9 protein-coding genes are annotated in these 13,196 nt (G+C 57.6%); 2 read left to right on the forward strand and 7 right to left on the reverse strand.

The features are described 5' to 3' along the window. On the reverse strand, nucleotides 1–1,802 hold a 1,802-nt coding region (locus tag RBB47_RS26800), incomplete at its 3' end, for a DUF5801 repeats-in-toxin domain-containing protein (RefSeq protein WP_305988989.1). A 262-nt stretch (nucleotides 1,803–2,064) separates the two neighbouring features. On the opposite strand from RBB47_RS26800, the gene RBB47_RS26805 reads away from it, so the two are divergent. Then, nucleotides 2,065–3,135, forward strand: coding sequence for a transglutaminase-like cysteine peptidase (locus RBB47_RS26805; RefSeq protein WP_305988990.1), 1,071 nt, complete (start codon nucleotides 2,065–2,067; stop codon nucleotides 3,133–3,135). Between the two features lie 26 nt (nucleotides 3,136–3,161). On the opposite strand, the gene RBB47_RS26810 is transcribed toward RBB47_RS26805, so the two are convergent. The 5 genes from RBB47_RS26810 to RBB47_RS26830 form a co-directional block, all read right to left on the reverse strand. Continuing rightward, the gene (locus RBB47_RS26810; RefSeq protein ID WP_305988991.1) at nucleotides 3,162–3,791 is read right to left on the reverse strand and encodes a ribbon-helix-helix domain-containing protein; all 630 of its coding nucleotides are present in this window, start codon (nucleotides 3,789–3,791) and stop codon (nucleotides 3,162–3,164) included. Beyond that, a complete protein-coding gene (locus tag RBB47_RS26815; RefSeq protein ID WP_305988992.1) occupies nucleotides 3,791–5,116 on the reverse strand; it encodes an HlyD family type I secretion periplasmic adaptor subunit in 1,326 nt (441 codons plus the stop codon). The genes RBB47_RS26810 and RBB47_RS26815 overlap by 1 nt, the downstream gene beginning before the upstream one ends. After that, nucleotides 5,113–7,242: a type I secretion system permease/ATPase gene (locus RBB47_RS26820; protein ID WP_305988993.1), complete on the reverse strand. Its 2,130-nt coding sequence runs from the start codon at nucleotides 7,240–7,242 to the stop codon at nucleotides 5,113–5,115. Before RBB47_RS26820 ends, RBB47_RS26815 begins: the two co-directional genes overlap by 4 nt. 29 nt (nucleotides 7,243–7,271) lie before the next feature. Beyond that, nucleotides 7,272–8,621: a TolC family protein gene (locus tag RBB47_RS26825; RefSeq protein WP_371932861.1), complete on the reverse strand. Its 1,350-nt coding sequence runs from the start codon at nucleotides 8,619–8,621 to the stop codon at nucleotides 7,272–7,274. A gap of 255 nt (nucleotides 8,622–8,876) precedes the next feature. Beyond that, nucleotides 8,877–9,515 carry a L,D-transpeptidase gene (locus RBB47_RS26830; protein ID WP_305988995.1) on the reverse strand — a complete coding sequence of 213 codons (639 nt, stop codon included), beginning with the start codon at nucleotides 9,513–9,515 and terminating at the stop codon, nucleotides 8,877–8,879. 270 nt (nucleotides 9,516–9,785) lie between these two features. Here RBB47_RS26830 and RBB47_RS26835 point away from each other — a divergent pair, with 270 nt between their 5' ends. Continuing rightward, nucleotides 9,786–11,102 (forward strand): S8 family serine peptidase, encoded by a 1,317-nt coding sequence (locus RBB47_RS26835; protein WP_305988996.1) that lies wholly within the window; start codon nucleotides 9,786–9,788, stop codon nucleotides 11,100–11,102. Nucleotide 11,103: 1 nt separating this feature from the next. Here the strand turns inward: RBB47_RS26835 and RBB47_RS26840 are convergent, their stop codons facing one another. Beyond that, nucleotides 11,104–13,158, reverse strand: a complete 2,055-nt coding sequence (locus tag RBB47_RS26840; protein ID WP_305988997.1) for a trypsin-like peptidase domain-containing protein — start codon at nucleotides 13,156–13,158, stop codon at nucleotides 11,104–11,106. Nucleotides 13,159–13,196 lie beyond the last annotated feature (38 nt).

A 13,196-nucleotide genomic window follows, 5' to 3' on the forward strand; every position in this document is an offset into this window, starting at 1 on the left:
TGCGCAGCGGAGATCGTTGCCTCCAATGCACCGTCCGAACCGGACCCGCTGCCGTCAGACTCGTCAAGAACCGCCGTTTCAGCCGTCGCTCCATCCTTCGCCTCGGCAACAGGACCATCATCCTCAAACAGAATCTGAGCACCGACCTTTGCAGAGGCCTGGGCCTGGTCGCCGTCGCCGTCTGTTATGGTGACAACCACCTCAAGGCTGCTGTCGGCCAGGTCGACGGATTCGTCGTAGCTTTGGCCCGTGCCTGATCCGTCATGCTGAAGGGGATGAGACAGGGACAGGTATTGTTCAACGGTGACAAGCCCGGTGCCCGGGTCGATCTGCAGCGCGAAGGCTGCCTTTTCGGCGAAGGTGCCCTCTGTCACCTCACCGACGATAACAGACCCGTCGCCGTTGACGTCAACGAGGACAATCTTCGAGCCGTCTGTCAGGGTCACGCCAGATTCATTCGACGAAAACTTGAATGCGAATTGTGTCGCATCGAAATCCGCTTCGCCGTCAGCACCGAAGATTGGGGTAATGTTGACAAACGGTGCGATCGTCACCGCAGAAGCGATTGCGGCGCCGCCCGTGTTCGGCACGTCAGGATCATCGCCCTTTTCGATCGCCCCGGTGTCGATGTCGGACATTACTCCGGTGGACGGACTGTCCTGATCCTGGTCGCCTTCGTCAAGAATTGCCGAAACGTCGGCTTCAGCCTCAGCAACAACCGAGGGCACATCGTCGAAAATTCCAACCTGGAAGGTCGTTGTCGAGCTGTCGCCGTTGCTGTCGGTGGCTTCAACCGTGAAGGTTTCGGTCAGGATGTCCTGATCGAGCGGATGATCAAGATTGCTGGTGGCGGTGTAGAAATATTCGAACTCACCGGTGTCGGCATTCACCGAAGAAATGGTGATGAAGCCATAGGTCCCATCGATCACCGTGCCGGGATTTTCGAGATCCACGACGACGCCATTGATCCGAACCTCGGCAATACCGTCCGGCGCTGTCACGGTGATCAGTCCAATCGCGGAAACTTCCAGATCACTGCTGTCGTTGAAGCCATCGCCATCGGCAATCTCGTCCGACCCGGGGGACTGGCTCGAGGTCTGGTTGATACCGGCTTCACGTGCCACTTCATCTGGGCTCAGGATGGACGTGGCAACCACGGTGACCAGATTGTTGCCGGAATCGTCGTCGCCCTCCCGCTCGTCGGCGAAGAGCTCCCGGTCTTCGAGAATGGGAAAGGCAAGTTCAGTACGTCCAAGGAGATCAATGAGAGGACCGGCGTCCCCGATGCCGCCCGGCGGAATGACGAAGTCGGCCCCGGCCCCTTCGGGTATCGCGGTTGCAATCAGCGTCCCGTCAGGCCCCGCTGCGATGTCGATGCCGCTGTTGGCGAATGCGGCAACCAGCGCTTCCTGGGGAATTTCAATGTTGTCGATAATGAATGTCGGAACGTTGAGCGCGCCGTTCCGGATAATGATTTCGGTGCCATCGGGCTGCAGCAAAATGAGTTCTGCGCCACTGATGACAACGTCGTCCAGAGATGTGCCTGCGGGCAGGAGAACCTGGTTTTGGTCGTTCGCCGTCACAATAATCGGCGAAGCGCCATCACTCGCAGCTTCGGTGGCAGATTCTGAATCTGCAGCATCAACGGGTGTGGCATCGTCGCCGGCCTGGGCGACTACAACCGCCTCTGAATCGCCTGCCTCTGAAGAGGCGTCATCAAGCTGGGATTCTGACTGGGCTGCGGTATCAACTAGATCATCTGATGTATTGTCTAAAGCACTTTTGAGGTCTTCTACGGACATCTCAATTCTCCTTATAATTAAGGAGAGGTAAATGCATCCTGAAAAAACAATCAATAAACTCTAATTACATTTGCATAAAAGTTTATGCATCATGAGTAAAATTTAATTTAGCGTTAAGGTATGCGTATACATAAATATGCATGATCGCGAACAATAAATTACATAAAACTTTAACGAAAACTTTTAGTTGCAATTTGCCACCTTTCTGAAGGGCCTATTAATCCGCGCCCCCTAGCCTCGTCCGCAAACGGGACAGAGGCGCATGAACCAACCATCACCTTCCAGACGACTTGCAAGGGTCGGCACGCTCGCGGCGGCTGCCTTGATGTCTCTGCACACAGTCGCTTTGGCAATGGATGAGACGGCCGCATGGGCGCCGAATGAGCGTGAAATCAAAACCGAGAGACCGCGCCTGATTTCCGGTCTGACGCCCGGCAAACCGTTTCCGGCCGAAACCACATCCGTTGGAATGTCGATATCGACGAAAAGACAGACAGCGGACGCCTCCTCCCACCAGTTCCGGTCTTCGCACCGGACCGTCCGTGCGCACACAACTGCTGCCTTGCGCTCAGTCGGCACAGTGCTGCGGACACCGCCGCGGCGGGCAAGGCCACCCGCGGGGACACGACGTTCCGGCACCAGTTTTTTCGGGACTGCCGCGATCCGGTTTTCAAACATCGCCACCGCCCGCGACTGGAACCGGGTGCGTGCCGTTGCAGACGATGCCTCTTTCACCGGTATCTGTCTTTCGGCGGCCTGCCAGGCAAGAGTGGAGAAAATCCGGCTGTTTTCGGCCGCGGCTGAAGACGCCTCGTTTCTGGAGAAGCTCCAGGCAGCCAACAGCCTTGTAAACCGGTCGATTGCGTATCAGGAAGACCGCGTGGTTTACAGGCGCCTCGACTATTGGGCAAGCCCGGCCGAAACGGCTCGGCGGGGCATTGGCGACTGCGAAGACTTTGCCATCCTGAAATACAATCTGCTGCTCAACGCGGGTGTTCCGGCAAAGAGCATGTCGCTGGTGGTATTGAAGGACACCAAACGCGATCTTTATCACGCCGTGCTCGCGGTCAGCACGAACAAGGGGCACTACATTCTCGACAATGTCGTGGACAGGGTCTACTTGGACAAGGAAGTCAGTCACTACCAGCCGCTGTTTTCCTTTTCTGCGGACCGTTCGTGGCTGCATGGCAGACCGGCCGGCAATACCCAGCAGAAAATGGTGGCGATTGAATCGGTGGCGCCGGGTACCGACCGCCCGGCCGGCGTCTTCCTGGCCCCGGCCAGCGTGGCGAGCGCAGGTCAAACGGACGTTACGCCCGTGTTTCGCGACTGAATTCCCAGGTCTCACCAGCGGCCGCTTTACGAAATCACGTATCCCAGAAGCATCTGATGGCGCCATTCGGGTGCCAGCATCGCATTCATGTTCCCGCGCACACGCCGTTCATACATTCCAATCGCGAAACCGACGGTGATCGGTCGGTTCTGATTGTCATTGAGGCGCATGAACAGATCATCCATGGGTGCGTCTATGTGCAATCGCAGCGATGGGGATTCCCCTTGGGAGCCGGTGCCGGCGAAATTGGTTCTGACGTATTTCAGGAACGCCTCATTCGTGAATTTGATCTGCCGCTCTTTGGAAAGGACAAATGCCGGCGCCGGATTGGCGCTAAGCAGGTTCTGGATGCTGGTGCCGGAAAACCAGTTCCGCGTCTCGTTCAGCTGCTCGGTCATGGCGTGGATGCAGACATGACGGACTGCCGATGCGAGGTTCTTGTCGTTCACATGCGCCCGCTCGATACAGGAAATGATCTCTCCAACCGAAACCTGATACTCCTTGGAGATGAAATCCAGAGCTTTCCAAAACGATCCCTCGAGGCGCAAGGCCCGGCGTCCGCTTTCTGTTGTAATAGCCCTGAAATGAGGTTCAGATGCTTCCGTGTGAGCTCTTTCTAATAACTTTTCGAAATTCGAAATAAAATCGTCGGACATTAGCGCTCCGTAAAGGCTTCTTCCCTTGCTTTGTTTACCGGCTTAAGTAGGTATTGCAAAATTGTCTTATGACCGGTCAGAATATCAACTGTACAAATCATTCCTGGCGTAATTTTGAACTGTCGGTTATTTCGCTCCAAATAAGCTTTGTTTGTACGAACCTGCACCTCGAAATAAGGTTCGCCTGAGCGCTCGTCGACGAAGGAATCGGAACTCACGTTGACGACTTCGCCCTGAAGACCGCCATAGATCGAAAAGTCGAACGCCGTGATCTTCACGAGCGCTTCCTGACCCGGGACGACGAACGCAACGTCCCTCGGCGATATTCTTGCTTCCACCAAAAGCTCATCGGAGGTGGGCACGACTTCGGCAACCGGATCGCCCGCGTTGACGAAAGACCCGATCGTGTGGACTTCCAGTGCATTGATGATGCCGTCGACCGGGGAACGAATGTCGGTCCTTCTGACGCGATCGGTCTCACCAAGGACGGATTGTTCAAGAACCGACAGCTCCGCGAGCGACGCGGTTTTTTCAGTCAGAGCTTCCTGCTGGAAGTTGAGATCGAGCTCTTCAAGCTGAAATGTTGCCTCTGCAATAGCGCCCTCGATCCGCGGCAGCGACTCCTCAAGCGCATTGATCTGCCCCTGCGCGTCGGCGATCTCGCGCTGAACGCGAATGACCTCTGTCTTGGCCACCAGCCTCTTTTCGGCCATGGGTGACAGGATGCCAAACTCTTCTTCGCTGATGGAAAGACTGGTCTGCAGCCTGTCTATGTTGGCGAGAGCCTCGTTGCGCTCCTTTTCGCGCTGAAGCAGGCGTTGTTCCAGGACACCACGGGTGGACCGAAAGGCGTTTCTGCGCGTGCGCAAGAGTTCGCTTTCGTTTTCACAAATGAGCGGTGCGTCCCGCAGCACCTCCTCCGGACACACGAATGCAAGATCCTTGCTGTCGGCGCTTTCCACTGACAGTCTGGCGACCTTGGTTTTCAGCGCACGCAGCTTGGCCTGGATTTCACCCAGGTCGGACGCTGTTGCCGTATCATCCAGTCGCATGATCAGCTCCTGGGCCGTCACGGATTGGCCGATCCTGACCGCAATTTCCTCAACGACACCAGGCTCCGTCGCCTGCACGGATTGCGTCCGGGACGCCGGAATGACACGGCCGTCGCCGCGTGTAATCTCGTCAACTTCGGTGAAATAGGACCAGATCACCGCGCAAACGAGCAGTCCGCACAAAACAAAGACCAGGCGCCGCGGAGCCGAAGCCGTAAAATCCCGGCCACCGCTCCCGTCCGTTCCGTCGTTCTTCGTACCTGTTGCGATCATTGCGCTTGTTTCGCCTGTGCGGATCTTGCCTGAGCTTTCATGCTCTCAAGCACCTTTTCCTTGGGACCGTCGGCGACAATCATGCCACGGTCGAGCACGATCAGCCGATCAACCAACTCAAGCAGACTGTAACGATGCGTTGAAATGACGAGCGTCACATCCGGACCGAATGCGGATGAAAGTTTTCCGATGAGCTGCCGTTCGGTGGCAAGGTCAAGTGCCCCGGACGGTTCATCCAAAAAGACGATCTTTGGTTTGGACAACAGGAGCCGGGTCATGGCAACCGCCTGCCTTTGCCCTCCTGAAAGGCTTGCCCCTCGCTCCCCAACAAGCAGATCGTAACCTCTTGGATGCTGCATCGCGAACTCATCGACACCGGTCTGTCTGGCAGCCTCGATGATCTGTTCGTCCCGGGCTAGCGGGGCGGCAAGCTGCAAGTTGTACTTGAGCGTTCCTGTGAACAGGTCAACCGTTTGCCCGACATAGGCAATTGACGCTCGCAGTTCCGCAGGATGGTATTGCCTGACGTCGATGCCGTTGATCAGGATCCGCCCCTCGGACGTGTCGTAGAGGTTGTTCAAAAGCCGGCCCAAGGTGGTCTTGCCGGACCCGATCTTGCCGATGACACCGATGCGTTCACCGGACTTTGCCGAAAAGCTGACATTCTTCAGAACATTGGAATCAGTACCGGGATACTTGAAGCTGACATCCTGAAACGCGAAGTCTCCAGACACTACGGGCCGGTTCACAAATCCGGTGCTGGTCGGCCGTTCTTCCGTCTGCTTCATGATGCCATCGAGAATGCGCAGCGACAGCAGAGCCTGTTTCATGCGTGCAAGGGTCAGCGCTATCTGCGTAAGTGGCGCGACCGTCCGGCTTGACAGCATCACCGTCGCAATGATGGCTCCCGTTGTCATGTTGCCTTCGGAGAATTCGTAAGCACCAGCAATCACGATAAAAATCGTCACAAGCTGCTGGACGAGCTGAGTCAGGTTCAACGCATTTGAAGAGAGCGCCTTTATTTCCTCCGACGTACCGGATGCCCGTTTCGTCAACAGACTCCATTTGTCCAGGAACGATGCCTCGGCGCGAAGCGACTTGACCGTTTCAAGCGTCGATATTGATTCAACCAGCAACGCCTGCCGCAGCGCCGCTTCATTGGCGGCGCGAGAAACCTTCTTTCCAATTCTTGCCTGGGCAATCAATCCAATAATGGTCGCAAGCAGGAAGGCGACAGCCGGTATGACGAACAACCATCCGGCAATAAGATAGATCACAGCGAGAAACACAAAGACGAACAGCGCGTCGATGAGGGTCACAAGCGTGTTGGACGCAAAAAACTCACGGACGAATTCGATTTGGTTGACGCGGTTGGCATATTCACCGGTCGAGGCTGGAGATGCCTCCATGCGCGAATGCAGGACCTTGTCGAAGAGGCGGTAGGACAAACGCCTGTCGAGCTCTCTGCCGGTCTTGTCGATGATGGCTGATCGCGCCGTCTTCAGCAGGAAATCGAACACCATCGCCAGACCAACACCAACAGCCAGCGCCAGCAGCGTGGACGTCGCCTTGTTGGGCAAAACGCGGTCGTAGACATTCATGATGAAAATCGGCGACGCAAGCGCCAGCGTATTGATGAAAAGCGCAGCAACGGCAACACTGACATAGCCGCGCCAGAACTTTTTCATCGGCCCGAACAGCCAGTGTTCGCGTTCTACCTGCGACGCGCCATCCGCCATGGCGCGTTCGGATTCATTCAGATAAATCAGGTTGAGAGAAAAAACACCGCTGAGCGTCTTGCTGGAGCTCTTGGCGGAGCGGATGGGTTTGGCCGGTTCGAACCGGAACGTCCCATCGGTATACCAGTAGATGCAAGGATAGATCGCCGGATCGGAAATTTCTCTGGACCCGGCGGAGAACCTCGACTCTATTCCGATCCGTTCCAGAATCCAGCTGACATTGTCTTCAACGTCGGACTGAAATTCCGGCACACCTGAAAACAAGACCGTTTCAGATGTTGGTCGACCGAAATGGCGGGCAACCGATTTGATTGCCTGCTTAAGGCTCGGCGTATCGACTGTCTGCCTTACTGCATTTTCGCTGTCGTTTTGTTCCGGTTGCAACACCTATCGCTCTTTTGCAGTTGGTCTCCTGGTCAGCGGATAGGTGCCAGCAGATCCATAGGCAGACTGTTTTCCTGACGCGAGGGAACACGTGCGTAAGTTTCCGTCGGCGGCGTCGCCGGTACATCGAACTCCTCGCGTGCGTAAGCGTCGGCCTGTTGTGGGGCCGTCAAGCCAAGTGTCTGAAGCAAGGTCCCGGTCGCCGCGAGTAGCCTGTAATCGGCAAACAGCGAACTGAAGTCTGCTGTGTAGGCCAGGACTTCCACATTGTAGCGGGTGTTTTGCGCGTCCAGGACATCAAGCAGCGTGCGTTGCCCGATATCGAACTGCTCGCCGTAGGTCTTCACGAGCAGGGCGCTTTGGTTCGCCTGGCGGCGCAGGGTCTGGGACAACACCGCCTGCCGGTCACGCTGATCCCAGGAGTCCCTGACAGATTCCTCGATTTCACGATATGTCTGGTGAAGAGCGAGACGCGCTTCACCGGCTCTGCGCACGTGCTCCTGCGTGTTGGCCTTGGCAATTCCGCCGTTGAAAATGCGCCAACGGCCGACAATCCTTGCCTGGAAATCGTGTGTGCGCCCGTCATCGCCGTCAATGTCATATCCGGTGCGCGCTCTGCCTTCCAGGAAAAACTCCGGAAGCTGGCCGGACCTTGCGGCATTGACTTCCGCCTCGGCGACATCCACGTCGGCAGTCGCGACGTGAACCCGCGGGTTCTGGTTCCTTGCCGAGCCGATGGCAGCAGCCAGGCTTTTGGGCAACCTGCCTTTCACGCTTGGCGGCATGGAGGCGGTCCCGATCGGTTTGCCGACGAGTTTCAGAAACCGGATTTCCGCAGCCGATTTTTCTCTTTCCGCTTCCTGCATCCGCGCTTGAGCGGCCAGCACGCGTTCGCCAACCTGCTGCCGGTCTGCCTCAGTCAAGGCACCGCTTGAAATGAGTGAAGAGACGTTGTTTTCGATCTGCCGGTGGAAACTGAGATTGCTTGCCGTGGCACGCAGGATTTTTTCCTGGAGCAGATATTCCAGATATTCGCGCACGACCTGCAGACCGATGGCCTCGCTTCGCTCGAGGACACGGAAGGACGCGCTGTCAACGCGGGCAGCCTGCCTGTTCTTCTCCGCAAGGCGTCCGCCGCCGTTAAAGAGCGTTTGCGTCACAACGGCCGAAAACTCAGTTGGCGTCAGCGCTTCGTCCTCTGTGCCGAGGGCGCGTCTGGTGTCATTGTCCAGCCTTCGCACACCAGTTGATCCTTCCAGATCAACCCTTGGTAGGTAAAGCCCCCTGGCCTGGCGGAGTTCAAATTCAATTGCTTCGCGATTTTCCGAAGCCTGACCGATCTCGGGATTGCTTTCCACCGCGGTGCCGACGGCCTCATGCAATGAAATCGCATGCGCTGGCGTCCAAATTGCAACGCTGCAAAGTAGAGCCCCCGTTGTAACAGCTCGCTTGAATGCGCTAGCCATGCAAATAACCCTCAGCGTTTCCTAAACTATTGTTTCAATTGATACATAGTGTATGCATTAAATTGGAGCCTACGCATAAAGATTACGTTAAGGCAACGATATCTCAGGTAAACTCTACAATTACTTCACTTGATGTTGCCACCCTGCAACACAACCTCCAGCATCAACTCCCTATCGCACAACCACGAGATCGCCTACACGCGCATTGTTGTAGAGATGGACAACATCTTCGTTTGTCATGCGAATACAACCTGATGACACCGCCTGACCGATCGTCCAGGGCTGATTGGTGCCGTGGATCCGATACAACGTGTTCCCAAGGTAAAGAGCCCGCGCGCCCAAAGGGTTTTCGATCCCGCCGTCCATTCGAACTGGCAAAATTCTTCCCTTTGCCGCTTCGCGCTTTCGCATTTCGGCTGGCGGAGTCCAGGAAGGCCATTCTGCCTTTCTGGTGATTCGCTCCGACCCTTTCCAGGAAAAGCCCTCTCGTCCGACCCCTATGCCGTAACGTGTCGCCGATCCGGCATCTTCGACCCGATAAAGTCGCCGTTCCTTGGTATCGATGATGATGGTGCCGGGCTTGTAGTCGCTTTGATAGGCGACGATCTCACGCTCGACCGGCGCCTTGCCGCCAAAGCCGGGCCGGGGCTTTTTCCCCTCTTTCCGAACCCATTTGTTTTTCGCAGGATCAAAGACCAGAACGGTCTCGGCCTGGGCAGAAACGGATGCAAACCATATGTTCGGGGAGACGGCCAATGATAAAAAGGCCAGCATCAGAATAAGGAAGCGTATTTGGATCACGTTGGACATCGGTCAGGTTGCAATTGTCGATCAGTTTGGTCCGGTTTCCAATGCCCTAAATAAAAACCGGCGCCATTTGTTCTTGTGCGTTGATACTGCCACCATATTCCTGACGCGTCCAGAGGCTCCCGAAAAAGTTAATCTTCCGCACTCAGTGCGCCCGCGCCTGCGATGCGTATGGCTGGTTTTCAGGATTAACTGGAGCTCCGTCGCCAGACACACTACGCTAACGCCCGAGCGAACAAACACCACCTAGCCGGTCGACAACCACATTCGAACATGACGCGACTCGTATCTGCGACGCTTCCATCCACCGCCCTTTTCTGTTTCATGTGGTGCTGCCTTTTGACGGCACAGTTCGCAGCACCCCTGGCGCGAGCGCAAACGCCCGAAAGCATCACGGAATGGGTCGAGACCGCGGTCTCCGAAGTTTGCGGAAAGGTGAGCTGGAGCGGGTTGCAGGTGCAAGAGGTCCTACCGCAGAGCTGGCTGTTGGAAGAAAGCCGCCTGCCAAGCGCCGAGGCTCCGAGCAGGATCAATATGCGGCTCGTGCTGCCAATGGGCGACGAGCTGGCACTCGACTCCCGGCTGGCAAGCGGTCAACTCCGCCAGTTCAGAGTTTCTTACTTTGAAGCTGGAAGCGAAAAGCTCTCGCCACGATTCCTGGCGATCGCCGACGGCAACTGCACGGTCCGGTCCGCTCGCGAAATCCGGCTCGGACAAGAGCCCTGGGTCTATCTCGACCAACTGGATGGTGACCTTGCGACCCTGCGCTGGACCGAAACACTGCAAGCGCCGTGGCCGTCCGGCATCGATCCTAGTGGCGCCCGCGTGGCGTTGGTCGATTCAGGGTTGGCCTATGATCTGCCGCTTTTTCGAAGCCGGCTGGCGCGAGACCCATCCGGCACACCCATAGGATACGACTACTGGGATCTCGATCCGTGGCCCTATGATGGCGATACCTCCAGAAGTCCGTTTCTTCCGATCCGGCACGGAACTGCTGTCGCTTCCATCCTGGCGCGCGAAGCGCCCGACGCTGCCCTGGTTCCCTTTCGATATCCAAGGCCGGACATGAGCCGAATGGCAGATCTCGTCAACAAGGCAGAGGCCGACGGGATCCGGATCCTGGCGATGCCGCTCGGCAGCAACCGGCGGGAAGACTGGACGGCATTCGAGGAGGCTCTCAAGGACACCAATATTCTTGCAATCGTTTCTGCAGGCAACAACGGCCGCGACATTGACGAACGACCGGTGTTCCCTGCCAGCCTTGATCTGGACAACATCATCACCGTTACCTCCGCCGATGCCTTTGGACGGCTGGCGAATGGCTCAAACTGGGGCGCGGAAAGCGTCGACATCATGCTGCCGGCAGAAAACCTTGCCGTTACGGATTTTCGCGGTGCTTCCGGTGTTGCTTCGGGGTCCAGCTACGCCGTTCCGCGCCTTGCAGCCCTGGCCGCCCGTATCCTGCAGGCCGAACCCGACTTAAGCGCGGTTCAGCTCAAGCAGCGTCTGCTTGCGCGTGCCGTACCGTCTCCATTCGAGAGCGACAAGGTTGTCGCCGGAGGCTGGATTCCGGACCCTCTGGCCGATTGAGCTAGCGGCGCGGAGGCCTAGGAGGTGCGGCGTCGATGAAGCGCCGCGCGGCCTGCGCCTGGCGGGGATCGGCATTCAGGAGCGCCTGATATCCGGCCTCCGCGAGGTCCGGATCACCGCCCCAAACGCCGGACTGGATCGAAAACCGCAGGGCCTGTGGATCATCAGGTGCCGCTTGCATGAGCCAACGCGCGTGTTCGGTCATGTCTTCGAACCGTCCGGCCAGTTGCAAGGACACAAGAAGGGTCATGCGTGTGTTGATCGAATTCGGTACTTTGCCGGCGGCTTGTCCATGAAGACGGATGGCGTTTTCAAAATCTCCCGCCCGCGCGAGCACGCGTCCGGCATTCAGGAGCTGGCCGTGGTTGGAAGAGCGGGCGCAACTGTCCGACAATTCCAGACGGCTGGAGGGCGCCGCGTTCTGGGCCGAAGACGCTTCAATCGCTTGAGCACATTCGGCAAAACTCGCCCCCAGGTCTTGTGTGACCCGGGAAGCGTCATCGTCTTCCCTCATGGCCAAAAGCTTACGCACGTCGGCGATCGGTATTGCCTCGAAACGCCCTTCACCACCGCCGACCGCAATGCCCGCGAGGCCGCCTGAAGCACTCACGAGTGCGCCACCGCTGACGCCAGGTTGCATTTGGGCCCTGACATGAAGTCTGCCGAATTCGGCATTCTCTGCAGGTTTTGCAATCAGCAATCCGGGATCAAAAACCCGCACCTGCTGGCGGGCAACATCGGCACCGACCACGAAATACGGCTCCGCGGACAATGCTGATCCGTCGAGAGCCGGGATCACGCCCGTATCCGGCAATCCGTCAACTTTCAGAAGCACCAGATCGCCCCGATACGCCGAGGGCACCAGTTCGGCCTGACGTGGACCATCCGGCGTGTAAACAGTGGCTTCCTGCAAATTGCCCACCACATGCCGGTTGGTCACAAGAAGGTCTTTTGCAATGCGTGTCGCGCTTCCGACCGGATCGAAACTGGAAATCGGAAACACCGCCTGGCGGACTTGGCAGATTTCCGCAGGATGCGGACAGTCGGGATCAACGGCTGTGGCACGCGACCCGGCAGGCGACGGGAGCGTCGCTGGCGGCGTTTCGAACGAGAGCATGGCAACCTGTTCGCGGCCGTCCCGCTGATATTTGACCCGTATCTGGGTCTGGGCGTCCGGTATCAGGGCAAGCGCCGCAACCGCATCCCGCGGCGTTCGAACCGTCCTGGCTCCAATTTCCAGGATCAGATCCCCGGTTTCAAAGCCTGCAACATCTGCAGGACCACCCGCCCGGATTGCATCGACCTTCGGCGCGGCCAATGTCTCGAGCTGTCGCCGATCCGCGGCGCCGAGCGCCCAGCCGGGGGCCGGGTAATCAACCTTGCCATTTGCAATCAAAGCATCGGCGACTCGCAGCAGGAGATCCGCCGACACGGCAAAGTTCACACCGATATTGGCATCGGCATCCGAAGCGAAGATTGCCGACACCATTCCAATCAGCCTGCCATTCGCATCCACCAGTGCTCCGCCGGACGACCCCGGGTTTGCGGCTGCATCTGTCTGAACGAAGTCTTCGACCGCATTGAAGCCGGCATTGCTGACACCGGTCGCGGAAACGACGCCGCACGTGACCGAAAGTCCCAGACCGAAGGCATTGCCGATCGCGCAAGCCGGCTGAGCGACCTCCGGAGGCGGCGCCAAGTCAATGGCCGCGAGGCGTTCAGCAACTTCCAAAAGCGCAATGTCGCTGGCTTCGTCATGTGCCAGGATACGCGCAGGCAGGATACGGCCGTCGTGCAAACGAATGTCAATGCGCCGTGCCGGTTCAACCACATGCCATGCCGTTGCAATGACACCTTCACGCAGGATGACGCCGCTTCCCTCAGGCGCGGTGCCAGGCCGGCTTCCCGTACCGCCTTGTTGGTGGCCCGGCCAGACCGGAAGGACCGACACGACGTGCTGCAAGGCGTCCCGGGGTGTCGCGAACGCTGAAGCTGACAGCAGGCAGAAGCCGACGAAGCTAATCTTCAAAACCGAAAGAGTAGACCAGAATGACAATCGTATGTGCTCCAGGCATCTGATTTGCTTAGACTTTC

Source organism: Roseibium sp. MMSF_3544, assembly GCF_030732845.1.
GTDB lineage: Bacteria > Pseudomonadota > Alphaproteobacteria > Rhizobiales > Stappiaceae > Roseibium.